Source organism: Micromonospora sp. NBC_01412 (assembly GCF_045040215.1).
Classification (GTDB): Bacteria; Actinomycetota; Actinomycetes; order Mycobacteriales; family Micromonosporaceae; genus Micromonospora; species Micromonospora rubida.
Window position 1 is genome coordinate 8,079,853 of record NZ_CP109528.1, and the last position, 26,675, is coordinate 8,106,527.

At 74.1% G+C, this 26,675-nt stretch carries 24 protein-coding genes; 8 read left to right on the forward strand and 16 right to left on the reverse strand.

Annotated features, from left to right (window positions below):
* Window positions 1-87: 87 nt before the first annotated feature.
* Window positions 88-3,885, reverse strand: coding sequence for a S8 family peptidase (locus tag OG617_RS34640; RefSeq protein ID WP_405097501.1), 3,798 nt, complete (start codon window positions 3,883-3,885; stop codon window positions 88-90).
* Between the two features lie 303 nt (window positions 3,886-4,188).
* Between OG617_RS34640 and OG617_RS34645 the strand changes: the two genes are divergently transcribed.
* From OG617_RS34645 to OG617_RS34655, 3 genes are all read left to right on the forward strand, one after another.
* The gene (locus OG617_RS34645; RefSeq protein WP_405097503.1) at window positions 4,189-5,316 is read left to right on the forward strand and encodes a LuxR C-terminal-related transcriptional regulator; all 1,128 of its coding nucleotides are present in this window, start codon (window positions 4,189-4,191) and stop codon (window positions 5,314-5,316) included.
* Window positions 5,303-6,301, forward strand: a complete 999-nt coding sequence (locus tag OG617_RS34650) for a helix-turn-helix domain-containing protein (RefSeq protein WP_405097505.1) — start codon at window positions 5,303-5,305, stop codon at window positions 6,299-6,301. The genes OG617_RS34645 and OG617_RS34650 overlap by 14 nt, the downstream gene beginning before the upstream one ends.
* A gap of 252 nt (window positions 6,302-6,553) precedes the next feature.
* Window positions 6,554-8,074 carry a helix-turn-helix domain-containing protein gene (locus OG617_RS34655; protein ID WP_405097507.1) on the forward strand — a complete coding sequence of 507 codons (1,521 nt, stop codon included), beginning with the start codon at window positions 6,554-6,556 and terminating at the stop codon, window positions 8,072-8,074.
* Here OG617_RS34655 and OG617_RS34660 read toward each other — a convergent pair.
* Both OG617_RS34660 and OG617_RS34665 read right to left on the reverse strand, forming a co-directional pair.
* Complete coding sequence (locus OG617_RS34660; protein ID WP_405097509.1) at window positions 8,067-8,825, reverse strand: response regulator transcription factor; 759 nt, start codon at window positions 8,823-8,825, stop codon at window positions 8,067-8,069. The genes OG617_RS34655 and OG617_RS34660 overlap by 8 nt on opposite strands.
* 74 nt (window positions 8,826-8,899) lie before the next feature.
* Window positions 8,900-9,379, reverse strand: coding sequence for a response regulator transcription factor (locus tag OG617_RS34665; protein ID WP_405097511.1), 480 nt, complete (start codon window positions 9,377-9,379; stop codon window positions 8,900-8,902).
* A gap of 307 nt (window positions 9,380-9,686) precedes the next feature.
* On the opposite strand from OG617_RS34665, the gene OG617_RS34670 reads away from it, so the two are divergent.
* Window positions 9,687-10,481, forward strand: a complete 795-nt coding sequence (locus tag OG617_RS34670; protein ID WP_405097513.1) for a BTAD domain-containing putative transcriptional regulator — start codon at window positions 9,687-9,689, stop codon at window positions 10,479-10,481.
* On the opposite strand, the gene OG617_RS34675 is transcribed toward OG617_RS34670, so the two are convergent.
* The 13 genes from OG617_RS34675 to OG617_RS34735 all read right to left on the reverse strand — a co-directional run bounded on the left by OG617_RS34675 (window position 10,468) and on the right by OG617_RS34735 (window position 23,758).
* Window positions 10,468-11,721, reverse strand: coding sequence for an NADase-type glycan-binding domain-containing protein (locus OG617_RS34675; RefSeq protein WP_405097515.1), 1,254 nt, complete (start codon window positions 11,719-11,721; stop codon window positions 10,468-10,470). The genes OG617_RS34670 and OG617_RS34675 overlap by 14 nt on opposite strands.
* On the reverse strand, window positions 11,718-12,287 hold the full coding sequence (locus OG617_RS34680; protein ID WP_405097517.1) for a phage tail protein: 570 nt from the start codon (window positions 12,285-12,287) through the stop codon (window positions 11,718-11,720). The genes OG617_RS34675 and OG617_RS34680 overlap by 4 nt, the downstream gene beginning before the upstream one ends.
* A gap of 18 nt (window positions 12,288-12,305) precedes the next feature.
* Window positions 12,306-14,267 (reverse strand): putative baseplate assembly protein, encoded by a 1,962-nt coding sequence (locus OG617_RS34685; protein WP_405097519.1) that lies wholly within the window; start codon window positions 14,265-14,267, stop codon window positions 12,306-12,308.
* Window positions 14,267-14,677: a GPW/gp25 family protein gene (locus tag OG617_RS34690; RefSeq protein ID WP_091462638.1), complete on the reverse strand. Its 411-nt coding sequence runs from the start codon at window positions 14,675-14,677 to the stop codon at window positions 14,267-14,269. Before OG617_RS34690 ends, OG617_RS34685 begins: the two co-directional genes overlap by 1 nt.
* Before the next feature lie 4 nt (window positions 14,678-14,681).
* Window positions 14,682-15,053: a PAAR domain-containing protein gene (locus OG617_RS34695; RefSeq protein ID WP_350889787.1), complete on the reverse strand. Its 372-nt coding sequence runs from the start codon at window positions 15,051-15,053 to the stop codon at window positions 14,682-14,684.
* 15 nt (window positions 15,054-15,068) lie between these two features.
* On the reverse strand, window positions 15,069-16,832 hold the full coding sequence (locus OG617_RS34700) for a VgrG-related protein (protein ID WP_405097522.1): 1,764 nt from the start codon (window positions 16,830-16,832) through the stop codon (window positions 15,069-15,071).
* Window positions 16,819-17,550, reverse strand: a complete 732-nt coding sequence (locus OG617_RS34705) for a peptidase M23 (protein ID WP_405097524.1) — start codon at window positions 17,548-17,550, stop codon at window positions 16,819-16,821. The genes OG617_RS34700 and OG617_RS34705 overlap by 14 nt, the downstream gene beginning before the upstream one ends.
* The gene (locus tag OG617_RS34710; RefSeq protein WP_405097526.1) at window positions 17,550-17,978 is read right to left on the reverse strand and encodes a phage tail protein; all 429 of its coding nucleotides are present in this window, start codon (window positions 17,976-17,978) and stop codon (window positions 17,550-17,552) included. The genes OG617_RS34705 and OG617_RS34710 overlap by 1 nt, the downstream gene beginning before the upstream one ends.
* Before the next feature lie 96 nt (window positions 17,979-18,074).
* Window positions 18,075-21,080, reverse strand: coding sequence for a hypothetical protein (locus OG617_RS34715; RefSeq protein ID WP_405097528.1), 3,006 nt, complete (start codon window positions 21,078-21,080; stop codon window positions 18,075-18,077).
* 6 nt (window positions 21,081-21,086) lie between these two features.
* Window positions 21,087-21,245 carry a DUF6760 family protein gene (locus OG617_RS34720; protein ID WP_350888745.1) on the reverse strand — a complete coding sequence of 53 codons (159 nt, stop codon included), beginning with the start codon at window positions 21,243-21,245 and terminating at the stop codon, window positions 21,087-21,089.
* Window positions 21,242-21,718 (reverse strand): hypothetical protein, encoded by a 477-nt coding sequence (locus OG617_RS34725; protein WP_405097530.1) that lies wholly within the window; start codon window positions 21,716-21,718, stop codon window positions 21,242-21,244. Before OG617_RS34725 ends, OG617_RS34720 begins: the two co-directional genes overlap by 4 nt.
* Entirely contained in the window at window positions 21,715-22,155 is a 441-nt protein-coding gene (locus OG617_RS34730) for a phage tail protein (protein ID WP_350888746.1), read from the reverse strand. Before OG617_RS34730 ends, OG617_RS34725 begins: the two co-directional genes overlap by 4 nt.
* Before the next feature lie 55 nt (window positions 22,156-22,210).
* Window positions 22,211-23,758: a phage tail sheath family protein gene (locus OG617_RS34735; RefSeq protein ID WP_405097532.1), complete on the reverse strand. Its 1,548-nt coding sequence runs from the start codon at window positions 23,756-23,758 to the stop codon at window positions 22,211-22,213.
* A 206-nt stretch (window positions 23,759-23,964) separates the two neighbouring features.
* Here OG617_RS34735 and OG617_RS34740 point away from each other — a divergent pair, with 206 nt between their 5' ends.
* From OG617_RS34740 to OG617_RS34755, 4 genes are all read left to right on the forward strand, one after another.
* The gene (locus OG617_RS34740) at window positions 23,965-25,329 is read left to right on the forward strand and encodes a DUF4157 domain-containing protein (RefSeq protein WP_405097534.1); all 1,365 of its coding nucleotides are present in this window, start codon (window positions 23,965-23,967) and stop codon (window positions 25,327-25,329) included.
* 53 nt (window positions 25,330-25,382) lie between these two features.
* Entirely contained in the window at window positions 25,383-25,544 is a 162-nt protein-coding gene (locus OG617_RS34745; protein ID WP_405097536.1) for a hypothetical protein, read from the forward strand.
* A gap of 73 nt (window positions 25,545-25,617) precedes the next feature.
* Window positions 25,618-25,992: a hypothetical protein gene (locus OG617_RS34750; protein ID WP_405097538.1), complete on the forward strand. Its 375-nt coding sequence runs from the start codon at window positions 25,618-25,620 to the stop codon at window positions 25,990-25,992.
* A gap of 122 nt (window positions 25,993-26,114) precedes the next feature.
* Window positions 26,115-26,624, forward strand: a complete 510-nt coding sequence (locus OG617_RS34755) for a hypothetical protein (protein ID WP_405097540.1) — start codon at window positions 26,115-26,117, stop codon at window positions 26,622-26,624.
* Window positions 26,625-26,675 lie beyond the last annotated feature (51 nt).

Here is a 26,675-nt window from a genome sequence, read left to right on the forward strand (position 1 = left end):
CCGTGGCAGGCAGGCTGTTGTCGAGGACAAGGGTGGGCCCGGGTCGACAACCCGGGCCCACCCTTTCCCTCCGTGCGTCAGCCCAGGTCAGAGACCGTAGGCGCGGATGATCGTCTGGTCGATGCCGTTGCCCGCGGTGTCGCTGGCCTTGATCCGCAGGGAGACCGCTTCCGCGTTCTCCGGCGCCGGGTGCCGCAGCTTGGCCAGGTGCTTGCCGTTGCCGAGCTGGACGAGGTCGACCGCCTGCCAGGTGGCGCCGTCGTCGAAGGACGCCCAACCCTGCACAGTCTTGATCTTCGGGCCGTCGACGCCGGGCTGGTGCCCGACCGTGAGGGTGAAGTTGTGCTGCCGTTTGGCCGTCCGGTTCCGACGGTCGAGATCCACGTCGTAGTCGACCTGGAGCAGGGGGAGTAACTGCCGGCCCGAGGCGGGAGTCGCCGACCGGAACGTCCACGTGGTGTTGATGTTGGTGGAGTACTGCCACCACGCGGCGGAGCGTTGCTGCTCCAGGGTCAGCCGGTAGGTGGCCGACCCCGGCGCGGCCGGGAAGGTGCCCGCCGGGTAGCGGCTGCTCTCGGCCACCAACTCGTCGCCCCGGTAGAGCTTGGTGCTGACGGTGTCACCCGCCCACGCCGACGCGTAGTGCTGGTCCGAATCGACGTACGGGAAGACCCGGATGTTGAACGTGTCGCCCTCCCGGTAGGCGGGCGCACCGAAGTTCTCCCACCCGGTCAGCCCGGCCGGGAAGCCCGGCCGGAGCACCTGCCCGAACCAGGTCTGGCTGGACCGGCTGCCCGGCCGGTACGCGGTCGGGATGCTGGTGAACTCCCCGTCGAACGGGGAGCTGGCGAAGGCTTGGTGCTGCCACCGGGTGTCCGGGTCGGCACTGACCCACTCGGTCCGCTTCAGCGGGCGCGGCAGCTCACGGATGAAGCCCATCAGGAAGTTGTTGTACGGGCGCAGCGCGTGCTGGAGGTCGGCGCCGAGAACGGGGTCACCGTTGGCCCGGTACTCCGCGTCGATCCGTGCCGTGTTCCGGTCGTTGATGACGTAGGTCTGGTTGCTCGTGATCCGCTGCTTGTTCGGCAGCATCAGGTCGTAGACGTAGTCGCTGAGCGCGGTGCCGGAGTACTCGATGGTCACCGAGCCGGCGGCGAGCCGCTCGACCAGATCGAGACCAGGCTCCTGGTCGAGGGTGAACGCCGGGATCGCCACCTGCCCCGGCTCGCCGGCCGAGGCGTAGAGCAGCCCCGGCACGTTGTTGAACACGATCACCGCCGCCGCCCCGGCGTTCGCCGCGTTGCGGACCTTGTCGACGAAGCTGATGCCGTTGCCGCGCTGGACGAGGGCGAGCTTGCCGCGCGCGTCGAGCCCGCTGTACTCATCCGGTGACCCGAAACCGGCGTTGACCACCGGCACCCGGTATCTGCCGTCCACCCGTGGCGAGGCGATCATGAACAGCGGGTCGAGCGGGATCCGTTCCGGTGCGACGACGCTCATCGTGATCGGTGGGGCGATCAGGCTCCACTTGCTGGCGAACTCGAACATGCCCTCGGTCACCGCCTCGGTCGGCGCGGCGTACGCCTCGCCGAAGGGCTCCGACAGGAGGAACGAGCTGTCGAAGTGGACCTCGCCGATCTGGCGGTAGTAGCTCAACCGGAGCCCGTTGGCCGAGGTCGGCTTCGGGGTCTTGACGGTTATCTCCTTCGCCTTTCGGGCGTCGAGGGTGACCGTGGTGTCCCGGGTGACCTCCAGTTGCGGATCGCCGACCACCGACAGACCGAGGGTGATGCGGTTGGGGGCGTCCATCGTGAAGATGTAGCCCATCAGGCTGTAGGTGCCGACCGGCACCCGGAACGTCGGGACGGCGCCACCCTGGTAGTGCTTGGTCTCGTATCCCCTGGTCGGGCTCCACAACTCGACCTGGCTGATGCCGTCGGCCTGCCGGCCGTCGTGCGCGATCGCCGGAGCGGTGATCGTGTACAGCTCCTCTTCGAGGTACGCGCCGACCGAGGTGCGTACCACCGTGTCACCGGCGGTGGCGACCAGGTGGCCGCCGTAGAGGTCGACCGTGCCCCGGGCCGGGGTCACGGTGACGTCGACCGACGCCGCGCCGCCGGCCGGCACCGTCACGGTCGGCTGGCTGACGGTGAACAGGCCGTCCGGAGCCGGCGTGCCCTTCTTGCCCTGGACCGACAGGGACAGCGTGAAGGTCAGCTCGGTCGCGCCGTCGTTGTGGTAGGTCACCGTTCTGGTCACCGGCTGGCGGTCGCTGTGCGGGTAGGTGAAGTAGCCGAGGTTCAGGGTTCCCGGGCTGGCGTACACCGGCTGCCGGTGGGCGCGGGCGAGGTCGACCCGGCCGCTGCCCTGCCGGTAGACGGTGTCGTCCTGGGCCTTGGCCGTCGAGATCAGCAGGTCCTTGAGCTGCCGGTTGGTGTAGTCCGGATGCTGCTGGGCCAGGATCGCCGCCGCGCCCGCGACGTGCGGGCTTGCCATCGACGTGCCGTTGGCCTGGGTGTGGAGGTCGTCGATCACGATGCCCATGGCGGTGCCGCTGGCCCGCGCCGCGACGATGCCCACCCCGGGGGCGGTGACGTCCGGCTTGATGCCGTAGTCACCCAGCCGTGGCCCACGGCTGGAGAACGAGGCCAGGCCGTCCTCCTTGTTCACCGCACCCACGGTCAGCGCCTCGTCGGCCCAGCCCGGGCTGCCGATCGTCGACTCACCCGGGCCGATGTTGCCGGCCGCGATCACGAACAGCGCTCCGGTGGACCGGCTGATCGCGTCGACCGCCTGCGTCAGCGGGTCGTTGCCGTCGCTGGGCGCGTTGGTGCCCAGGCTCATGTTCAGCACCTTGGCGCCCTGGGCGGCGGCCCACTCCATGCCCTCGATGATTCCGGAGTCGAAGCCGTTGCCTGCGGTGTCGAGCACCTTGGCGCTGATCAGCTTGGCCCCCGGCGCCACGCCCTTGCGCGTACCGCCCGAGGCGGCTCCGATGCCGGCCACCGTCGACGCCACGTGCGTACCGTGGCCGTGGTGGTCGACCGTGTCGCTGTCGGCGGAGAAGTTCTTCGCGGCCACCACCTTGCCGGCCAGGTCCGGGTGGGTGGTGTCGATGCCGGTGTCCAGCACGGCGACCGTGACACCGGTGCCGTCATGGCCACCGGCCCAGGCCTCCGGCGCCCCGATCTGCGGGACGCTTTCGGCGAGGCTGACCTTCGCCTGGCCGTCCAGCCAGATCCGCTCGATCGCGCCGGTCGCGGCGTTGGCCGGGGCCCGGGAGCCGGCGCCGGCCCCGTCCTCGGCCGGCCCGGTGGGGGCGCCGGTCAGCGCGGTCCACAGGGATTTCGCCTCCGCCTTCTCCCCCTGCACCGCGGTCGCGTTGACGCTCTCCAGGGTGAAGGTGCGGGTGGTGCCGGGCAGGTCCGCCGTGCGTGCCTTCGCCGAGAGGCTCGGTGCGTACTGCACGATCAGTGGCGTGGAGGCGTGCCGTGAGTCGTCGTAGCCGTACTCGACGAGCTGCGTGATGTCGAAGAGCCGCTCGTCGAGCGTGCCGTCGGCGAGCAGCGGTATCGCGTCGCTGGGGATCACGTACGCGTGACCGTCGATCTGCCTGGTCTGGTACGAGATCTGCTGCCGGTCGGTCGGTGGCCGTACCGAGGCCAACTGCCGGCCGTCAGCGGTCTTTTCCAGCAGCACCACGTCGCCGGTCAGCAGGGTGACGGTGTGTCGGGTGACCACGGTCTCCGACCGTGGCGACGCGGTGGGTGTCTCGGGCAGGGGCGCGGCGGTGACAGGGGCGGTGGGGCTAGCCAGGGCGGCGGCGATGACGCCGCCGATGGCTGCCGCGCCGGTCCGGGCCTTGCCGGACCACTGTCGTCTCATCGGTTTCCTCCAGATGATTGCCCGGAAGCCGGACGGGAACGGAACTCAGGACGGGAACGGGGAGTGGGCAGCACCGGTTCGGCGAGCACGGAGCCGGTAGGGCGGGTGGTATCGGGCCGGCGGTCACGGGGCCCGGACAGGTGCGGGTGGCACCGGCTCGGGCGGTCGCGGGGGTCCGGGTAGGACGTTGAGCTGGCCGTATAGAGATCATGGCAAGTGGCTGTCGTCGGTCGGAAGCCGCAGTGACCTTCCTAAACACGTCAGCGACGTAAACCGGAAGCCGATCCATGGCAAGATCAAAGTGTGTTGCAGGTACTCGGCCTGACCTCCGCCGAACAGGAGATCTACGAACACTTGGTGCGCGGGTCGGCGATGACGTCGGAGGAAGTCGATGACAGCCTCGGTCGCGGGTCCGACCGGGGTGGCCGTCTGGACTCCGCCCGGACGCTGGTCCGGCTGCACGAACTCGGCCTGGTCTCCCGGCTGCCCGGAGAGCCCGTGCGCTGGTCGGCCCGGCCGCCGGGGGCCGCACTGGAGGCGCTGATCGGCGCGCACGTCCGGGCGCTGGCCGACGCCTCCCGGCACGTCGCCGAGCTGGACAGCCGGTTCAACCAGGTCACCCACCAGGAGGCAGACGAGCTGGTCGAGGTTGTCCACGGCCGGGACGCGATCCTGCGCCGGGGCGCGGAGGCCCAGCGCTGCGCGCGTGAGCAGATCCGGGCCTGCGACGGGCCGCCGTACCCGGCGGCCGATCCGGCGGCATTGAACGACGTGGAGGTGGACCAGCTGCGCCAGGGCATCCGGTACCGGATCCTGTACGACCGGCGCAGCCTGGAGGTGCCCGGACGGCTAGCCGACCTGGAAGCCGGCATCGCCGCCGGCGAGGAGGCCCGGCTCACCGACATCCCGGTGAAGATGACACTGATCGACGACACGCTGGCGGTCCTGCCGCTGCACCAGCCGGCCGATGTGGAGTCCCGGCTGATCGTCCACGAACCGGTGCTGGTGTCGGCGCTCTCCGCGTTGTTCGAGATCTACTGGGCGCGGGCCCTGCCGTTGCGCTCGGGACCGGGCCAGCCGTATCCGTCCGCCGCTGGTCCGTCCGCTGCCGAGGCGCGGCTGCTCCCGCTCCTCGTGGCAGGGCTGACCGATCAGGAGATCGCCGGCCAGCTCGACATCAGCGACCGGACCATCCGTAGCCGGATGCACGCGTTGCTGGACCGGCTGGACGCCGCCACCCGGTTCCAGGCCGGCTTCCAGGCGGTCGCCCGGGGTTGGCTGGCCACCGATGACCTGCCGGCCCCGGACGCCGGGCAGCGGTCCGGTGCGGCCCTGGGCCCGGCCCGGTCCGGTGTGGCCGGGGACCCGGTCGGGCCTGACGAGGCTGTGGATCCGCCCAGGGGAGGTGGTGGCACCGATGTCGCGGGATGACACCAACCCGATGGCGGTGCTCGGATTGGCTCCGGACGAGCAGGCCGTCTACGAGTTCCTGGTCGACCGGCCCAGTGCCACGTCGGAGGAGCTGGCCGGGGCGCGGCGGGGCGCCGAGCGCATCGACTACGTGCTCGCGGCGCTGGAACGCCGGGGCCTGGTCAGCGTGGTACCTGACGGGCCGCTCCGGTACGCCGCCGTCGCGCCCTCGGTGGCGTTCCAGAGCCTGCTGCTCGACCAGGAGGGCCAGCTCAACGCCGCCCGCCGGCACCTGTCCGTGCTCGACGCGGCCTACCAGGACCGGCCGCGGGAACGTGGTGCGGCCGTGGTCGAGCTGGTCACCGGCGAGGCGGCGGTACGTTCGCGGTTGGCGCAGATCCATCGGGTGGCCCGCCGCGAGGTGTGCCGGCTGGACAAGCCGCCGTACCCGGCCGGGGAGGACGCCGCCACCGGTGCCGCTGACCTGCTGCGCCGTGGCCTGACCTGCCGGACGATCTACGACCGGTCGTCCCTGGACCATCCGGGCTCGCTGACCGTGGTGGAGGACCTGATCCGGGCCGGGCAGCAGGCACGGGTCCTCGCCCAGGTGCCGGTGCGCCTCTACCTGGTGGACGACCGGCTGGCCGTCGTGCCGGTGCCGGCGCGGCCGGCGGGCCAGGGCGATGCGGTGATCATCGTACGTCCGTCGGCGCTGCTTGACGCGTTGATCAAGCTCTTCGACGGGTTGTGGCAGCGGGCGTTGCCGTTGCCCTCGCCCACCAACCCGCAGCCGCTGGAACACCGGTCCTTCGCCGCCACCGGTCAACAGCGGCTGATCACGCTCCTGCTCTCCGGGCTCACCGACGAGGCCATCGCCCGGCAGTTGGGGCTCAGCCACCGTACGGTGCAGCGGCGCATCGCGGCCATGATGGCGGATCTCGGCGCGCACACCCGCTTCCAGGCGGGTGCCCAGGCCGCGCTACGCGGATTCCGCGGTAGGCACTGACCCCTGCCGCCCGCCCGCCTGGGACAGCCTCGGCTACGCCCACCACCACCTCGGCGACCACCAGCAGGCCACGTCGCCGTCGCCGAGCACGGCACGGGCCTGTCGCAGAACCTCGACAGGCCGGTCGATGCCCGCCGCGTTGGACTCCGCGCCCTCGGATGTGGTGCGACGACGTTGGGGATCGACGCCCGAATCTGTAACTATCCGTGGCGTGATGCTCACCGAAGGACCTGGTCGCCGGGGGGCGTCGGAATGAGCGGCCGGCTGGGCACGCTCCTGCGGCGGCACCGTGCGTCCGCCGGGCTCACCCAGGAGAAGCTCGCCGAGCTGGCGGGCGTCGCGGTGCGTACCGTGCGGAACCTCGAACTCGGCCGGGTGGCCCGACCGCAGCGCCGCACCGTGGAGGAACTGGCCGACCGGCTCCGCCTCTCCGAGCCGGACCGGTCCCGGTTGCTCTCCGTGGCCCGTGGCGGCGCGGAGGACGACCGGGCGGGCTCGCTGCCCGGGGACCTGGCCGACTTCGCCGGCCGGGCCGAGGAGCTGCGCCGGCTGGCCGGCGAGGCGGAGGCCGCCCGCCGGTCGGGGGCCGTCCGGGTCGTCGTCGTCAGCGGCCCGCCCGGCGTGGGAAAGACCAGCCTGGTGGTGCACTCCGCGTACGCCCAGGCGCGCCGGTTCCCGTACGGGCCGCTCTTCGTCGACCTGCGGGGCATGGACGACGAGCCGACGACCCTGGCGCAGGCCCTCGACCAGTTACTCACCGCCCTCGGCGTGGCCCAGCCGCCGTCCTCGCCGGACGCCCGGGTGACCCTCTGGCGCACCCTCAGCGCCGACCGCCGGGGGCTGCTGGTCCTCGACAACGCCCGGGACGAGGCGCAGGTACGGTCCCTGTTGCCGAGCGGGCCGGGCTGGCTGGTCCTGGTCTCCAGCCGGAACGCGCTGGCCGGGCTGGTCGGGGTGCACCGGTTGCCGCTGGGGGTGCTGTCGGACGTCGAGACGCACACCCTGCTCGCCACGGCGGTGGGCGGTGGACGGATCGACACCGAGGGCGCGGCGGCGGTGGAGCTGGGCCGGCTCTGCGGCGGGCTGCCGCTCGCCCTCCGGGTGGCCGTGAACCGGCTCGCGGTGCGTCCGGAGTGGAGCGTGCAGTCGCTGGTCGAGCGGCTCCGCGACGAGCAGCGCCGGCTCGACGTGCTGCGGGCCGGCGACGTCCAGGTGCGCAGCGCGTTCGAGCTGTCGTACCGGCTGCTCGACGCGCCGGCCCGGCGGGCGTTCCGGCTGCTGGCCGCCGTTCCGCTGCCGCAGTACTCCGCACCGGTGGTCGCGGCCCTGACCGACGAACCGGTGACGGTCACCGAGGACCGGCTCGACGGGCTGGTGGACGCTGGACTGCTCACCGCTGGGGCCACCCCCGGTCGGTACGTCCTGCACGACCTGCTGGCGCTCTTCGCCGCCGAGCGGGTCGCCGGGGACGAGACCGCGGAGAGCCGGGAGGCGGCCAGGGACCGCCTGGCCGCGTACCTGCTGGGCCGGGTCGCGGCGGCCGAGGGGTGGCTCGACCCGGCCTGCCGGGGGGACTTCGTCGCCGGGGACGACCCGAACGCCAGCGGCCGGACCCACCTGAGCCTCACCGAGGTGCTGCTACGGGTGGGGGAACCGGAGCGGGCCCGGCACTCGCTCGACGGGGCCACCGACATCCTCGATGCGGTCAACGACGTCCCGTCGGTCCGGCACGCGGAGCGGGTGCGGGCCCGGCTCGGCGAGCCCCTCAGGTGATCGGGTCGACGCCGGATCGGCGACGCTGCACCAACCCGAGGGTGATCGCCTCCAGGGTCAGCTCGGCCTTGTTCCCGACGTCGAGCTTCGACCTGATCCGGGTGACGTAGGTGTTCACCGTGGCCTCGGAGATGCCCAGCCTGCGGGCCGTCTGGGCATGCGTCAGGCCCTGGGCGATCAGCTCCAGGGTCGCCGCCTCCCGGGGAGCGAGCGCGGGCCGGCGGGGCGCCCGGGAACGTGTCCGGTCCCGGCCCGGCCCGGGACCCGGCGCGTAGGCCGGGCCCCCGCCGCCGGCCGGCCCCCGACCGCCGGTGACCGCGCCGCCGGGCCGGTCGCCGCCGACCGGGCGTTCCGGGCCGGGGCCGTCCGCGTCGGCGCGGAACCGGGCGGAGAGCATCGGGCACAGGTAGAACCCGCCGGCCGCGGTGACGTCGAGGGCGATCCGCAGCTGCGTACGCTCGGTCGCGGTGCTCACCACCGAGCGGGCGCCGGCCCGGATCGCCTCCAGCGTCGTGGCCTTCGTCGACTCCGGCATCATCACCAGGGTCGGGTGTCGGGCGCAGGACCACCGGACCACCTGCGGCAGCGGGTCGACCAGGACCACGACCGTGTCGGGGCCCCCGCCGGCCGCGGTCACCTCGCTCGCCGTGTCGACGGTGAGCAGGCACCGAACCAGGTCGTTGCCGTCGATCAGCTGGTGCACCCCGCGCCGGGCCAGCGGCTCGGACACCACCACACACACGTCGTACATCCGCCCACCTCTCGGTGAGCAGTCAACTACGGAACGGATGGCGGGGCGAGGCAAGAAGACCGGCAAGAACGGCGTCACACCGACAGATAGCCGAGTTCGACCGCGCGCTGGGTCAGCTCGGCCTTGTTGGCGGCGCCGAGCTTGCGGCGCAGCCGCTTCGCGTACGTGTTGATGGTCTGTTCCGTGACTCCCAGGCGGCGGGCGGCCTGCCGGTGGGTGAGGCCCTGGGCGATGCACCGGAGCGTCTCCACCTCCCGGGGGCCCAGGGACGCCGGGTCTCCCCGGCCGTCGCCGTCCGGCCGGCCGCCGACCGACGACGCCACGCTCCGCGACAGGTACGACCCACCGGTGAGCACCGCCGACCGGGCCAGGTTCAGCTCGTCGGTGCCGTCGCCGTCCCGTAGGACGGCCCGGACCCCGGCCGCGAGCAGCGCCAACGGGGCGACCGTCGTCTCGTGGGGCAGCACGAGGAGGACCAGCCCGTCGGCGGTGAGGTCGGCCAGCTCCGGCCAACGTTCGCCGGCCAGCTGGTCCCACCGGATTAAGACCGGCATGGGTCCACCGACTTCGGGTGGGTCAACGGTCGACATCAGGTCGCTCCTGGGAAGGATGGGTGCCCGAACCCCCAGCGTGTACCGAGCGCTACCGATGGTAGATGCCCCGGAAGTCCCCGAATTGACGTCTGCCCATGTCCCCCGACGGCCGAGCAGAATCTCCGGCGCGACGTGGGTCGCCCACCTCCCCAGCACAAGCGGTCCCGCCTGCGCCGTGACCGCGCCGACACCGGCGCGGCCCGGTGCTGGCATCTAGTCGCGGACCGGCAACGGCCCGCGTTGTCGTGGCGACAAGGGAGACAATCACATGATTTCGAGGGACCGTCCGGCAGCCGCCTCCGAAGGACGCCGGTACCTGCGGTTACGCTGCTTCGGCGGGTTCCGGCTGGAGCCGGACGGCGTCCCGGTGGACTGGTCGGGCGTGCGCCCCCGGATCCGGACCCTGATGCGTTACCTCGCGGCGGAGGCTGGTCAGCCGGTGCACCGGGAGCGGATCACGGCGGCGCTCTGGCCGGAGCTGCCGGACCGGGCCGCGGTCAACAACCTGCACGTCGGCGTCTCGACGCTGCGTACCTTCCTGGAGCCCGGCGTGGCCCGGGGCGCGTCCCGGTTCATCGTCCGCGACGGGTCGTCGTACCGGTTGGACGTGGGGGCGGGCGGTGTCTGTGACGTGTCGGCCTTCGAAGCGGCGCTGGCCGCCGTTCGGCGGGCCCGGTCGACCGGCGAGGACGCGACTGCCGTCGCGGCGCTCCGTGGCGCGCTCGACCACTACACCGGTGACCTGCTGCCCGAGGACGGACCCGCCGAGTGGGTGCTCGCCGGCCGGGACCGGCACCGGACCCGGGCGACGGAGGCCGCGGTGCTGCTCGCCAGGCTGGAGCTGAACCGGGGACGGGCCCAGGCCGCGGCGACGGCGGCCCGGCGGGCGCTGGAGCTGGACGGCTACCGCGACGACGGATGGCGGCTACTGGTCACCGCGCAGCGCCGGGCCGGCGACGTGGCGGCGTCCCAACGCAGCCAGCAGACGTACGAGCGGATGCTCCGCTCACTCGGCGTCACCCGGCCGGCCGACACCCGCCCCGTGCACGTCACGGCCGCCTGAACACCTCGATCTCGGCCAGCGCCACCTGCCGTCCCTGCTGCGCGCCGTAGCTGGCGTCGACCGTCAACCGGAGCCGGGCCACCCCGCCCGTCACGTGGTGGAAGCTCTGCGGTCCGGGCCGGTCGGTCAGGCGCAGCACGGTGGTGCTGCTCGTGCCGTCCCTGGTCCACAGGGTCATCGTCAGCTCGGCCGGCCTCCCCAGCCGGACGAACGCGTCCTGCTGCGGGGACGCCCCGGTGTGCACGATGAGATCCATCAGCCGGATCGGCGGGTCGAAGGTCAGCTCCACGTACTGGCCGGTGGCCGGCCGGTCGGTGGCCGGCGCCCAGTACCGGTTGTTCAGACCGTCCACGGTGGACCGGGCGGGGTGGCCGGACGCCTCACTGGAGGCCGTCACCGTGCTCGGCAGGACCGCCTCGGGCTTCGCCGTCCGGTCCCGGACCGCGTCGACGACCGGGCCGGCGAAACGGGCGACGGCCCAGACCGCCCCGGCGACCAGGACCAGGACCACGAGCACCGCGAGCAGCCGCCGCAGCCGGCCCCGGCCGGGCCGCCGCCGGGGCCACCGCAGCCGCCGCCACCACGGTACGACCGCCGTCGGTCGGGCCGTCGCGGTCAGCGGCCGACCGCACCCCCGGCAGAACGAGCTGCCGCCCCGGTTGGTGGTCCCGCAGGCCGGGCAGACCACGTCGTCCGCGCCGCCGGCCCGGTCACCGGCGAAGTCGCGGACCTCGGGCGTGGGCGTGACAGGCCGGCCCGGAAGCACCGCGCCGGGCTGGCCGGCGACGGGAGGCCGGTCGGCGGCCGGCGGTGGGGTGCCGGCGGCCCGGTCGGGGGGCGGGGTGGGACCGGTCTCGTCGGCGGGGCGCACCGGGACCACGAGCGCGGCGGCCCGCCGAAGGTCCCGCTCCTGCGCCCGGTGTTCCTCGTGCTCGACGTCCCCGGTCCCGGCCGCCGGCTTGGCCGCCGGTTCAGTCGGTGCAGTCGGTGCAGTCGGTTCAGTCGGTGTACTGGCCGGCGTTTCCTCCGCCGCCGTCCCGCCCTTCCCGCCCGTCCCGGCCGGCATACCGGTCGCAGTCGCAGCCTGCGTGGCGCTGTCGCCGGCCGGGGCGGCCGTGGCGGTCGTGGTCGCCGGCGCGGGTGCCGTGTCGGTGGCGTCCCAGGCAAGGAAGGCGCCGCAGGTGCCGCAGAAGCCGTCGCCGGCGGCCACCTCGGCGCCGCAGTTGTCGCAGATCCTCACCGGGGCCCGCCCGCCGTCGGGCCGTCGTCGGGCGACAGCACCTCCACGGTGTACGGCACGTGTGCCGGCCGGTTCGCCTCGACCACCGCCCGGAGCCGGGACTCCAGGGCCGCGGTGGGCTCGGACACCCTGATCCGTACGGTCAGGGCGGGCTCGGCGGAGCCGGGCAGCTCGGCGCCCGGGGTGGCGGACCAGGCCGTTCCGCCGCTCTCGACGACCTCGGGGGTGACGCCGGTGGCGAGCCGGATCTCCTCGGCGAGCCCGGCGGCGGTGCCGCGCACCCGGTGCCGGGCCACCGCGCCCGCGACCACCCGGCGGCGCTCGTCGGTGGCCGCGTCACGCCCGCCCCCGGCGGCGACCCAGCCACCCAGCCAGTCCACGAAGTCCGGCGGGGCCAGCGCCGGGTCGAAGTACGCCCACAGGCTGTCCAGCGTGGCGTGCACCGGTGCGATGACCTGGTCGTACGCGCCGGTCAGGCGCTGGGCCAGATCGTCGGCGGCGTACACGGCGGGCAGCCGTCGACCCAGCGGGTCGGGCGTGGCCAGCCCCTCGATGGCGGCGCGCATCCGCGTGCTCCCTCCTGCTCAGGCGCCCGGCGGGCGCTCGTCGACCCGGACCTGGTGCTGGTGGGAGAAGGCGAGGGCGTGCCGGTCCAGCTCGATCCGGGTCACCTGCTCGCCCCGGCGGCCGGTCAGCGGGTCGGCGGGAAACATCCGTACCTCCTCGACCACCTCGACCCCCGGCAGCCGTTGCAGGACCCCGAAGATCTCCCCGGAGTGCACCTGCCGCCCGAACGGCCACCCGGTCCCCTCCGGCCCGCCGCGTACCGGGTCGAGGTACCGGTACAGGGTGGCCGTCGCCTCGGCACGGAGCTGTGCGGCGGCCGTGTCGGGGCGGGGAACAAGCCGGGCCGCGACCGTGACGCCCTGGTAGAACGGCGGCTCCACCATGAGCCGGGTGCCCACCGGGCGGCGGGCGTCGAGGTGCTCGGCGATGGTGGCGAGCATCCCGTCCGGGGGCACCAGGTCCTCGAAGTGGAGTCGGCCCTCCTCGTCGGCGGCCACCTCAGGCACGACCAGCAGCCGGACCCCGCCGGCCGCGCTGCCGTCACCGGCGGGCAGGCACCGGACCCGGGCCGCGGCGGGGCAGGCCTGCCGGGCCAGCAGCTCGTAGTCGCGGGCGGTCACCGCCCGGTCCTGCGCGCGCAGCTGCACCGGCCCGCGCAGCCGGGCCTCCGCCACGGTCTCCCCGTCGACGCCGCCGGTGGCCGGGCCCCGGTTCTCCACCCCCGAGATGTACGGCATGGAGCTGCGCAGGACGGCCAGGGCGCCCCGGGCGACGTTGCCGCTGTGCCCGCCCCCGGTGCGGTAGCGCCGGACCCGGACCCGCGACCCGGCGGCGGGCACGGCGCCGTACCGGCGCAGGGCACCGTCGGGTTGCCGGACGGCCGGCCCGAACAGGACCTCCCCGGCGGTCCGGTCGACGACGACGTGCCGGTCGTCCGGCCCGGATCCGCTGAACGTGTCCACCTCGGTCCACTCCAGCCACCCCGCACCGTCGGCGGTCTCCACCATCAGCGGGTGCTCGTCGGGGACGATCGGCGGCCGGGCCACCGTGAACCGCTGGCCCGGCACCCCCTCGGCCTCCCCGACCTGCTCGCCGAGGACGGTCTCGGCGTGCACGGCGGTGACCGTGCCGCCGATCGTGGCCGCCTCGACCGAGCGCACGGTCGGGGAGGTGGCGTAGAAGGGCTGGCCGGGTCGGGCCTCGACCAGCCGGCACCGCAGCCAGCCGGCCCGCTGCCCGCCCACCACGGAGGTGACGTGGGTGGCCGGCATGTGCAGCACCACCTCGCCCGGTCTGTTCAGCCCGCCGGTGTCGTCGTGGTCGACGTCGCAGGGCGACCAGTCCACACCGGTCCACGCCTCCCACACCAGCGGCGGCTGGCGCGGGTCCACGCCGACGCCCTCCACCCGGCTGTCCATCCGCAGCAGGACCGCGCAGGATCCGACTGCGGCGGAGAGGCCGAGCAGCATGGCGTCCCCGACCGAGGGGGCGGCCGGGAAGCAGGCCACGTCCCGGCCGTCGAGCAGCTCCTCGGTCCGGTCCACCGGAGGGCCCTGGGCGGGGTGGCTGCGCAGCCGGGTCAGCTCGCAGGGCACCACCGCCAGATCCGCGGCGGTGGTGAACACGATGGCCTCGTCGGTCTGGGTCCGTTCCGTGCCGACCTCGGTGCCGGCGCGCAGCACCACCGGCTGGGTCTGCGGGCCCGAGAGCCAGAACGTGACGTCCCCCCGGGCGGCCGTGGGCGGGAACGGCCGGACGCCGATCAGGTCGAGGAAGGCCAGGTAGTTCTTCTCCGGCACCCGGTTGATCCGGTACAGGAGCTGGTCGACCATGTGGGCGAACGTTTCGACCAGGGTCACCCCGGGATCGGAGACGTTGTGGTCGCTCCACTCCGGGCAGCGCTGCTGGATGAAGCGTTTCGCCTCGTCGACGAGCTGCTGGAAGCGACGGTCGTCCAGGTTGGGCGCGGGCAGCGGCATCAGGCGGCGCTTTCCTCGTGGGACGGGATGACGTAGAACGGGAAGACCAGGTTGCGGGGGTCGTTGGTGCCCCGGATCGAGTACCGGACGTCGATGTAGAGCACCCCGGCGTCCTCGGCGTCGAAGCCGATCACGACGTCGTGGACGTCGATCCGGGGCTCCCACCGGTCCAGCGCCCGGCGTACCTCGAAGGCGATGCGCCCGGCGGTGTTCTCGTCGGCGGGGGCGAAGACGTAGTCGTGCACCCCGCAGCCGAACTCCGGCCGCATCGGCCGCTCGCCCGGGGCGGTGCCGAGGATGAGCTGGATCGCCTCGACGATCTCCCGCTCCCGGTCGACCAGGGCGATCCCGCCGGTGGCGTCGGTACGCAGCGGGAACGCCCAGCCCGCCCCGATGAACTGCTCCGCCACCTCCTCACCCGCCGATCAGCACGGTCGGCGCGCCGGTGCTCACCACGGCCTTGCAGGTGGTGGCGTCGCCCCGGCGCGCGGCCTGGTGCCCGCCGATCAGCACCCGGCGCAGCGGCGGCGGCACGGCCGGCACGATCCGGTTGGTCAGCAGGAGCACGGCGTGCTGCGGCGGCTTGTCGCAGACGCAGACGGTGCCGACCACGGCGGCGGGCTTCCCGGCGATGAGCACGCTGGAGACCCCGAGCAGCGGGGCGCTGGGCGTACCGGGTGGCAGGGCCCGCCCGCCGGGTGGGCCGATCGTCCCGGTGGGCGGCCCGGGGGTGAGCCCGGTGGCGAGGTGGCTGATCTGGTCACCGATGCGCGCGGCCGGTGGCATGTGGCGTTCCTCCGGTCAGTTGAGCTTGACGAGTGGTGCCTGGATGTCGACCTGGGTGCCGCCGTCGACGGTCACCGACCGGCCCCTGAGGGTCAGCTCACCGGTTCCGGCGTCGAGGGTGATCCCGCGCCCCTTCACCGTGACCTGCTGGCGGGCCTCGATCTCGACGCTGCCGTCGCTGTGGATGACCACCGCCGTACGCCGCTCGTCGAGGTGCACGGTGAGCCGGTCCCGGGACGTGCACAGCCGGATCCCCCGGGGCCCGGCGGGGAGCTGGGACTCCAGGAACTCGATCCGGTCCCCGCTGCGGGACGCGAACGAGCGCCGGTTCACCCGCCCGGACGAGGCGTCCACCAGCGCGCCGTCGTGCGGGGATGGCTTGTCCACCCCGTTGTAGAGCCCGCCGATGACGTACGGGCGGTCCAGCAGGCCCTGCTCGAAGCCGACCAGCACCTCGTCGTTGACCTCCGGGCAGAACACCCCGCCCCCGCCGACCCCGCCGAGCTGCACCGTCCGCACCCAGTCGGTCTCGTAGTCCGGGGCGTCGGTCAGCCAGGGGAACCGCAGCCGCACCCAGCCCTGGCCCACCCGCTCGGGATGGCGGCGGTCCACGTCGGCCTTGGTGTTGGTGACGATCCCGACGGCGAGCCCCGGCACCCGCATCGCCCGGGCCGGCGCGGCGGCGGCCGTGGCCAGGCCCCACGTCGACCGGTCCTGCCGGCCGCTGACCGTCAGCCACGTCTCGTAGAACTGGGCGGGGCCGAAGACGTGCCGGCTGGCGGTGGTCGTGTACTTCCCCTCGAACGGGCTGCCCACCCGCTGCAACGACAGCGGCACCCCGGCCCGCAGCCGGGGGTTGCCCCGGATGCCGACCTCCAGCTCCGCGAACGCCGCCGTCACGTCGGCGGCCACCGCGCCGGCGACCGCCCGGGTCTCGGCCGCCGTCCGGTACGGCACGTCCGCCACGCAGAGCCGGGCCGTGCCGAAGGGCCGGGACACCTTCCCCGGGGTGGTGCCGATCTGCACCTCGTCGCTGGCGTCGGTGGTGACCTCGGTACGGACCGGCCGCTTGGCCCGGACGTCCCACCCGCGCACGGTGACCCCGGCCACCTGGCCGACCGAGGTCACGGTGGAGCGCACCGACAGCAGGTTCTCGTTCATCTCGACGACGAACGGGCTCTGCTCGGCGGTGACCCCGGCGCCCGGGGCGGCGGCGGCCCGCACCGACCGCCGGAACTCGAACCTGCCGTCGACGACCACCACCTCGGCGTCGTTGTCGACCGCCAGCATCTTGAGGAACTCCCAGTCGTTGACGTTCGGCTGGGTGACCGTCTCGTACACGGTCGGGGTGGGGTCGATCCGGCCGACCGGGATCCCGGCGGCGGCGGCGACCTCCCGGGCGACGTCGGAGGCCTTGCGGTTGACGAAGCTGCGGACCCGCTGACCCCGCATCAGCCGGTGGGACAGGTCCAGGGCCCGGATGGTGGTGAAGGTGCCGACGCCGTCGTACTCCGACTCCAGGGTCACCACCTCGCCGCTGAACAGCGGCAGCGGGGCGGCGTCGTGGCCGGTGCGGACCCGGACGGTCAGGTCGGTGCCGATGGTGACCCCGTTGTCGCGCAGGAACCGGCTCTGCTGGTCCCGGAAGCGCAGGGTGGCCGTCGCGGCCAGGTTGGTGCTGTCCTCCACGACTGCCGAGACCAGCCGGTCGGCCCAGGCCCGGGGCAGCGGCCCGGGCAGGCCGACGACCAGGTTGTTGGTGTGGTCACCGCTGGACATGGGGCCCCTCCTGGGTGCGCAGTTCGTCGGGGGCGGGCAGCAGCAGTTGGCGGCCCGTCCGCAACCGGACCGGGTCGTCGATGTCGTTGGCCTCCGCGATGACCCGCCACGCGGTCGGGTCCCCGTACTCGCGGTGGGCCAGCAGCTCCAGGGAGTCCCCGGCCACCAGCCGGTGCACCCGGCGAGCGGTGCGGCTGCCCGACGTCGGGTTCTGCCCGGGGGTGGCGCCGCTGACCTCGTTGAGCGTCAGCGAGCAGGTGGCCCGCAGCGGGGTGCCGTCCGGGTCGAACAGGCTGTACGTGGCGTTGATCTGGCTGACGTACGAGTAGAAGGAGACGGTCTGGAACTGCCCCCAGGCGAACTTCACCCACGGCGGGGACGGCGCCTTCGCCGCGATGCTCGCCTTCGTCGGCACGCAGCAGGTGAGCAGGGCGTCGACCCGTTCCTGGACGCTGCGGGAGTGGGTGTCCGTGGCGTCGAGGAAGATCTCCAGGCTCAGCGTCCGGGGCCCGGACCCGCTGAACTCGGCGACGCCGACGTCCGCCGCGCCGCGTACGACGTGCGGGATCCAGTTCGCCGACTTGGTCAGGGCGAGCTGCTGCGGGTTGAACATGAAGGCGATCGGCCCGCCGAGGGTCCCGCCGGGCTGGCTCCCGCCGGACGTGGGCGGCTGGTACCGCTGGAGGTGCGCCGCCACCTTGCCGGCCCGCGACCGCATCAGCCGACCTCCAGGAAGCCGTGGTACGCCAGCTCGATGCTCTCGCTGGCCACCTCGGAGCGGTTCGGGTCGAAGGACGGTCCCGACCACCGCACCAGGACCACGTCCGCCAGCCCCCACTGCACCAGCAGCGCCAGGTCGGGCCGGAGCGCCGCGATCTGCGCGGTCCCTCGGCGCACCCCGCTGGGCAGTTGGGCGAGGTAGCTGGAGACCTTGGCGGTGTCCCGGGTCAGCGGGCGGGTCAGGGTGACGTTCGTGTACCGCAACCGCGACGGGAGCTGCCAGACGAACTCGTTGTTGCCGCCCTCCTGGTACTGCTCCAGCTCCACTTCGCAGCCGAGGCCGGCACAGCTGTTCCAGTCGCCCAGGTCGATGCCGTCGACCTGGAGCCGGAAGTGGACGCTCGTCCCGGGGTCGCCACCGGCCATTCCCGTCTCCCCTCTCCTGCTGGTTCGTGCGGTCCGACCCGTGCGGCCCGTGCGCTGGCTGTGCTGCCGGTGCGGTCGGCCGGCCGCTGGGCGGGCTCACCGTGGGCCGTCCCGCCACCGGCCGGACCGCTCCCGGCTGGCCCGCAGGTCGGCCCGGACCAGCCGGCTGATCGGCTCGACCAGCCGGTGGGCCAGTGCGTCCAGGTGCCGCCGGTCGAGGCCCCGCAGCACGGCCTCCACGTCCGGCTCCCGGTCCGGGCCGGCCGGCTCGACGGTGCTGCGCCGCTGAACGGTCCCGGCGGTCGGCCCGGCGGCGCTCCGCGTCGGCCCGGTGGTCGCCGGCCGGGCGGCGGTGGTCTGGGCCGCCGGCCGGGTCGTCGCCCGCTGGACCGACGCGACCGGTTGTGCCGGCGCCGGCCCGGTGGTGGCCCCGGGCCCGCCGGCCGTGACCGGCGCCGCCGTCCGCAGCGCCGGCATCGGTACGCCCCCGGTGGCCTCCCGCAGCGATGCGCCATGAGCGGCGGCGGGCCGGGGCGACCCGGTCGGCGGGGCACTCCGGGCTGGACCGGTGACCCCGGGGAGGAGCGGGCTCGGACCGTTGCCCGGACGCGCCCCGGCCGGCCCGTCCCGGTTGCGGTGGGACGGGCCGTCGGGGGGCTGGTCGGTGGCGGGCGTGTGGGGCCTCCCCGCGCCGGCTGGTGCGTGCCTGCGTCCGTCCGGCGCAACGATCCCGGTAGCCCGTTGGACGGCCGCCGGGCGGCCGGGGTACGTCCCCGCGGTGGCAGGCCGTCCACCGGGGGGCGCCTCCGGGGCTCCGTCGCCGCGGGTCCGCCAGGTCACCGGCACCGTGGGCCGGGCGTCGGCTGCCGGAGCCGGATCGGTCGGGGCGGGTGGCACGTCGGTGAGCAGGGTGAGCTGGCGCTCGGCCAGCAGCGGGACCCGCCGCTGGACCAGCATGGGCACGGGCTCACGGGCGGCGGACGTCCCGGGGGTGACAGCGGAGCCGGAACCGTCCCGGGTGGCCGGGCCCGCCCCGGCGACGGCCGTGTCTCCGGCGGGGGCGGGCCCGGCGCCGGAGCGGGCGGGTGGCTCCGGGCCGGTGCCACCGGAGGCGGTGGTGTCACCCGGAAGGTGGGGCGTCGGGGTCGCGTCGGCCCGGCGGGGAGCGACCGTCGTCCCGGGACCGGGCGCGGTGCCGGGCGTACCGGGGGTCCGCCACCGGAGCCGTTGGACCACCGGCCCGGTCGGCTCCCCGGTGGTGCTCCGCCCACCCGTCGACGGCCCACCCGTCGAGGGGCGGACCTGCACGCGTGGCGGGACGGACGCGGCACGGTGCGGGCCCCCACCTGGGGCGACCGGCGACGGCCGTTCCCCCGACGGGCCGGCCGGGGCGCGGGCGACGGCCGGTGGCGCGGTTGACGGTTGCCGGGCCGCTTGCTCGGCGGCCGGAGTGGGGTCCGGGGACCGGCCGGCCCGGAGGAGCGGCGATGTGACGGCCGGCAGTGCACCGGCCCGGGGGGCGTCCGCCCGCGAGCCTGTCGTGCCGGGGCCGACCGGTGGCCCCGGGTTTACCACGGGCGGCGGCGCGTCGGCCGGCAGCGGCGGTCCCAGGCCGGCACGGACCGGTCGGTGGGGTGTCGGGGACGCATCGGCCTGCGGGGCGGCGGGGCGGCGCGCCGGGGAGGTGTCGCCGTCCGGGGTGCCCGGCTCGGGTGGGATCGGGGAGTTCCGGACGACGGACGGGGCGGTGCGGCCCGCTCCGGCCGGCGATGCCGGGCCGGTCGCGGGCGCGGGGGTGGGGGTGCCGACCGTTCGGGTGGCCGCCGTCCGGGTGGGGGTCGCCCCGTCCGGTTCCCGTCCCGTCGGTGCCCGCTGCACCGTCGGGGGTGGACCGACCGGCCCGTCCCCGCCCGCCCGCGCACCGCCCCCGGCAGTCGGCGCGGGAGCGGCCCGGCGACCGGACGCGGTGATCCGGGCGGTCCCGGGAAGCGCGGGGAGCGGATCACCGAGACCCGGCCGGGTGGTGCGGCGGACCGGGGGCGGGTCGCTCCGTGCCGGCGCGGGGTCGGCGCGCGGACCGACCCGCAGAGCCCCCGGGGAGTCCGGTGCGGAGCCGGCCCCACCGGACTCCCCGGGCGGCGGGGTGTCACCTGGCGGACCGAGGGCTGGGGCATCGCCGGTGCGCGGCGTGGCCTCGGTGGATCGGCGGGTGGGGGCGGCCGGGACGGTGCGGGCCCGGCCGCCGGTCGGGGTGACGGGTCGGGTGGAGGGCGGGACGACAGCCGGGTCCGAGGTGCCCGTCGGGGAGGGCGCGGTGACTCCGCCGGTGGGCTGGGTGGACGGGGTCCGGAAGGCCCGCTGGACCATGGTCAGCGGTGGGGCCGAGGGAGCGTCCGCGCGCGGGGTGCCGGTCAGTCGGCGGGTCGGGGCGGGTCGGGGCGCGGTCACCAGCGGCCTGACCCGGGCCGCAGGGGCGGCGATCCCCGGCGGTCTCCCCCACCGGGTCGGCCCGCCGCCGGCGGGCCGGGTCGGGGTCGGCCCGGGGAGGGCAGACGGCGGTTGTCCGGGCGCGGAGCGGTGGACCACCGGGGCGGTCCCAGCGGCGGCCGGACGGTCGGTTCCCGCCGGCTCTGCGGGCGGGCGCCCGGTTTCCGCCGCCGGACCGGTGGCGGGGCGGTCGGGGACGCGGCGCTGGACGGCCGGCAGGTGTGGGATCGGCCCCCGGTCGGCCTCCGGGCGGACCGGACGTGGGCGGGCCAGGTCACGGGCCACCCCGAGGGGCGCCTGGTCGCTGACCAGGTGGTCGAGCGGCGTACGCAGGGTGGGGTCCTGGAAGGTGCGCAGCCGGTCGGCGAACCGGAACAGGTCGGTGACCAGCACCGGCGCGGGGGTCAGGGCCCGTTGGATTGGCGGCAGGCTCCACCAGGCGGGATCGGCGGGCCCCGCCGGCCCGGCGTCGGGCGTCCGACCCGGGGCCGCCGATGCCGGTGCGGTGGCGGCCGGCGTCGGTTCAGGGCCGGGCGACGGGCGGACGACGGTGGGGCCGGCCACCCGGGCGCGGGTGTCGGCGGCCAGCCGCCGCATCCTGTCACGTAGCCCCATCGTGCCTCACTGACCTCCGTTCATCCTGGTGTTGATGCGGGCGATCTCACCCACGTACCGGGCCCGCTCGGCGTGGGTGAGATCGAGGATCTCGGCGCGCGGCCAGTGGAAGTGGTAGGCGACGTACGAAACCTCCTCGTGGAGCCGGTCGGCCCCGTACGTCACGATTCCCCCGGGCGACCACCCGCCAGGTCCACCTCGAACACCGACTCGCAGGAGGGACAGGTGACCTCGGCGAGGGTGTGCCCCTCGGCGTTGATCCGCCGGTACAGGTCCTGGAGGAAGGCCAGGTCGGAGGCGAAGAGCCGCTCGACGACCTCCGCGCGTACCTGGGTGATCGTGCCCAGCCGGGTGACCACCAGGCTGAGCAGGACGATCGACAGGTACGCCGGGTTCTGCTTGACCCGCAGGTCGACCAGTGGCGCCAGCTCGTCCCGGGCGGTGGCGAGCCGCATGCTGCCGTCCCGGTGCACGGTGCCGTCCTCGTCGACGTACCCCCGCGGTAGTTGGAAGGTGAACTCCATCTGGAGCCGGACGGGCGCGGGTGGCGCGACCACCGGCGCGGCGGGCTCCCGCGGCCCGTCGGCCGGGTCGACGAGGGTGTCTAGGCCCCCGGCCGAGACGCCACGGCGTCTCATTGCGCGCTGATCTCCTCGTACACGACGGTGACCTTCTCGGTCGCCGCCGTCGGGTCGCCGGCCTTGAGCCCCGGCCCCTCCCACTTGCTCACCCACGCGTTGGTCAGGTCGAAGCGCCGGGTCTCGGACTTGTCGGCGTTGTTGAGGATGATGCTGATGTTCTGCCGGGCCGCCTCCACCGCGCCCTTGAGGAACGTCTCCTTGATCCAGTCGGTGAAGGCGCTGCTCTGGTCGAGCCCCCGGGTGATGGTCACCTCGCCGGCCTTCCGGGCCCCGGGGATCTTGCGGATGATCAGCTCGCCGGTGGGGGTCACCGACTTGACCTCGATCGAGTCCAGCTCGACGGTCAGGCCGCTGACCTCCTGCACCAGCTCCACCTGGATGCCGCCCAGCTCCACCTGGAAGCTGTGCACGATCAGGGTGTCACCACTGGCCATCGTGGCCGCCTTTCGTCATGGTCGGTCCGGTCGTCGTACGCGGGGCCCGGCCCGGTCAGTCGCTGACCAGGCTGGTGCTGTCGGAGAACTGCGCCAGGCGGAAGACGACGAACTCGGCGGGCTTGACCGGGCAGATGCCGATCTCGCACACCACCTGACCCCGGTCGATCACCTCCGGGGGGTTGGTCTCGTGGTCGCACTTGACGTAGAAGGCCTCGGCCGCAGTCGCCCCGAACAGGGCGCCCCGCCGCCACTCCTCGGTGAGGAAGGCGGCGATGTTGCGCCGGATGGTGCCCCACAGGCGCTGGTCGTTCGGCTCGAACACGACCCACTGCGTGCCGAGCAGGATGGACTCCTCGACGTAGTTGAACAGCCGCCGGACGTTGATGTAGCGCCAGGCCGGGTCCGAGGAGAGGGTCCGCGCGCCCCAGACCCGGACGCCGCGCCCGGGGAAGGCCCGGATGCAGTTGACCCCGATCGGGTTCAGCAGGTCCTGCTCCCCCTTGGTGACGTTGTTCTGCAGGTCGACGACGCCCCGGACCACCTCGTTGGCGGGCGCCTTGTGCACCCCCCGCTCGGTGTCGTTGCGGGACCAGAGGCCGGCCAGGTGGCCGCTGGGCGGCATGAACACCGCCCGTCCGGTGCTCGGGTCGAAGACCTTCACCCAGGGGTAGTAGAGGGCCGCGTACCGGGAGTCGTACCCGGCCTCGTCCTGCCGCCAGCCGCGCACCTGCTGGGCGGTCAGCTCCGGCGGCGGGTCGAGCAGGACCATCCGGTCACCCATCTGCTCGCAGTGCGAGATCAGGGCCAGCTGGGCGGCCTTGACCGCCTCCAGGTCGACGACCCCCTGCTGGTACGCCCCCATCAGGTCCGGCGCGGCGACCATGGTGATCTCGTCGATGGCCTCCAGCCCGGCCAGGCCGGTGCGGGAGTCGACGTCCCCGACGAACTCGTCGGCCGACAGGGTCGCCGGCAGGGCGTCGGCGGGTGCTGCGGACGGGGCCAGGGTGACCGTCTGGTTGGCCGGCCGGGCCAGGGAGTTGGCCGGGGTGGTCTCCTCCATGGTGATCAGCTTGGACCGCTCGCGGACCTGGTTGACCACGGAGGTCTTGTTGCGCCGGAAGGAACCGTCGTACTCCTCGACCGGCTTGCCGTCGGAGTGGACGATCAGCCGGAACCGGTCCTCGCCGGCCCCCTCGCCCTCGACGTCGGCGACCTCCACGGTGACCTCGCCACCGGCGGCCGGCAGGGCGGCCACCCGGAACGTGCCGAGCGCCGACGGCTCACCGGCCGGCAGCGACTTCTGCGCGCCCCGGCCGCCGCTCTTGCGGCCGGCCGACGGGTCGCCGATCCGGACGACGTAGCAGACGCCGCCGCCGTTGGCGAAGTACCCGTACACCGCGTGCGCCAGGTAGGCGCCCTCGATCATCCCCCCGAAGAGCTGGACGTACTGGCTCCAGTTGGTGACCAGGGTCGGCGTGTGGAAGGGCCCCTTCTCGGCGAATCCCAGGAAGGCGGTGACCGCGGTGCCGACGCCCTCGATGGGACGCGAACCGCTCTGCACCTCCTCCACGTACACGCCTGGGGACAGGTACGTCGGCATGCAAGCTCCTCTGCCAGGTCGGCGGACGCTGGCCAGCCTGCTCGGCCGGGCAGCCGGCGGGAAGGTCCCTACGGACCGCGCAGGGGCAGACTCGCGCACCACAGGGGCAGTGGCCGCGCTCCTGGCCGGACGACCCTCGACCGACCGTCCGAACCGGTCCTACGATGGCCGTCGATGCCGACCTGCGGTCGAGGAGGTGCCCGGACGTGCGTCATCACCGGTCCGACCTGACATCGAGTCCCCAGGAGCGCCAGGCGCCGGCCCGGCCGGGCCCGGCCGCCGGCCGGTGGGCCGACGCCGTCGTACCGGGGCGGGCCGGTCCCGGGCGCAGCCCGCGGGAGGTCATCGCCCTACAGCGGACGGTGGGCAACCGCGCGGCGGCGGGGATGGTCGAGCAGGACCGGCACGAGCACGGCGCGGACTGTGGACACCCGCCGACCGAGCAGGTGCAGCGGTCGGTCGCCTCGGTGCTCGGCTCCGGCGGGCGGCCGTTGGACGACGCGACCCGGGGCGACATGGAGGCCCGGCTGGGGTCGGACTTCTCCGACGTGCGGATCCACGACGACTCGGCGGCCCGGGCGTCGGCGGCCGGGATCGGGGCGCGGGCGTACACCTCCGGCAGTCACGTGGTCCTCGGTGACGGGGGCACGGACCGGCACACCCTGGCACACGAGTTGACCCATGTGATCCAGCAGCGGTTGGGGCCGGTGGCCGGCACCGACAACGGGGCCGGGCTGCGGATCAGCGACCCGGGTGACCGGTTCGAGCGGGAGGCCGAGGCGAACGCCGCTCGCGCCCTCGCCACCGACCCCGCACCGCAGCTGGCACAGGACACCATCGAGTTGCCCCCGCTGACCCTGCCGGGGGCGCAGACCCCGGTGCAGCGGACGCCGAAGGCGGATGTGGGGGACACGGCGACGTCGAGCAGTCGCAGCGAGCCGTACCCGGGTGGCGGGGGTCGCAGCACCCGTTCCAGCACCAGGAAGAAGGACCAGCCGGACCTGCCGGAGGCGAACCTCAACAGCCTGCGGCTGACCTTCACCTCCGAGTACGAGGGTCCGGCCACGCAGCGACTGGACGAGAAGCAGGACATCGGCTTCTTCCAGGTCGCCACCCTGCACGCGCCGGAGAACCTGCCCCGTAGCGTGACCGCGATCTACGACTTCAAGCAGCAGGTCAAGGACAGCTTCGTCTACTACGAGCGCGTGGAGGACGACGGGGACTTCGAGAAGAAGGAACAGCGTCCCAGCGCCTGGGCGCAGGACGGTCCCTACCAACCGGAGTACGACGAGGCGCCGGAGGCGATCGCCGTCGGGAGCAACAGCATCGAGTTCAACGACCACCCGGGATGGTCGGGCCGGGTGGCCATGACTCCCGGCTCCTGGCTCGCCAGGTACTCGGTCAGCTTCAGGTGGAAGATCAAGCGCCGGGACGCCCGGGGCGGCACCTGGACCAGCCCGGCGGTCACCCACAACTTCACCTCCCCCTTCGCCCCCAACAACCCGGTGGAGTCCGCACCGGTCACGGCGACTCCCGCCGGGAACACCGCCTGGGACGTCACGCTCACCTAGACGAGTAAGTCCGATACCCCCGGGTAGAGCTACGCCAGGCCGACGACGGGGCGGTGACCGTCCACACCATCGCGCCCGGCCAGGCTCGCGCCGACTACTCGTACACCCTCGACGTCGTCGAGCCGAGGTCGTGGACAGCGACCGCCACCACGATGGACATCAGCGTGGGCGGGACCGTCTCGGTCGACGGCGGCCGGATCACCTGGGACGGCTGACCGGGGCGAGCAGCGCGCGGCGCTGTGGACGGTCGGTGGCGCAGTGTCACCCCCGCGTGCGAGCCTGGTGGGCATGGATGCGCTCTACCGGCGGATGCCCGTTGATCGGCTGCGCGTACCGGCGGCCGACTTCGCGGCCGTGCTCAACGCCACGGCGGCCCGGTTCGCGGCCGACCGGTCCGACCGGTTCGCCGCCGGCGCGCTGGCCTGCGCACAGTGGATCGCCGGCATCACCGACGCCCACCCGATCCGCGACGGCCGCGAGCCCTGCACCACGCAGGGCATGGAGTCGTGCCAGATGATGGCCGACGCCGTGGTGTACGGGATGCCGCACGCTCCCAGCGGCATCGACCAGCGGTGGGCGCTCGGCGTCGCCGGGATGGTGAGCTGGGCGCGCGGTGCCGCCCGGCGACCACCGGTCAACGCCAACCCGCGCCGCGTAGCCTGACCGACCGCGCCCGGTCTGCCTGGCTTCGGCGGCCAATCGCCATGTCTTGCTCTGCCGGCAGCGGCACCGCCCCCAGAAGGGAAACCCCCCGCCTCATGGCCCAAGCGTCTCGCGCCTCGACGTTGCTCAACCGCCTTGCCCTCGGAATGCGCTGGCTGACTCCTGAGCTGGAGGAAGCCAATGTGTTGCTGCTCTTCCCCGTGATGATCATCGGTTTACCGCTGTTCTTCTATGGCCGGTTCGTGGTCATCACGCAAGCCGAGCTGTACATGGACGCCGGGGCGCCGGCGGCACAGGCGTACGGGGGTGCGGTGGCCTCGCACGCCTTCGCGGTGGCTGCCCTGGTCTACGCCGTGGTGCAGCTGCACCGCCACCGGTTCTCCGTGCCCCGGACGGCGCTGGCGGTCGGCGGCGGTGTGCCGCTGCTGTTCGCTCTGCTGCCCGGTCTGGTGGCCGTCGAGTTCTGGCTGACGACCGTGCTCGGGGCGATACTGACCTTGCCCTTCGACCTCCTGTTGGGCGGGCTGGTTTCGCTGGTGGCGCTGCGGATCGTACGTCCGTACTCGGCGGGCGCAGAGGCGGCGGCCAGTAATCCGGGCATCGCCACCACCGCAGACCCGGCGGCGTCGTAGCCGCGCAGCTCGCCCGACGCGAGAAGGCCCCCCACGAGTCGGCGGTTTCTG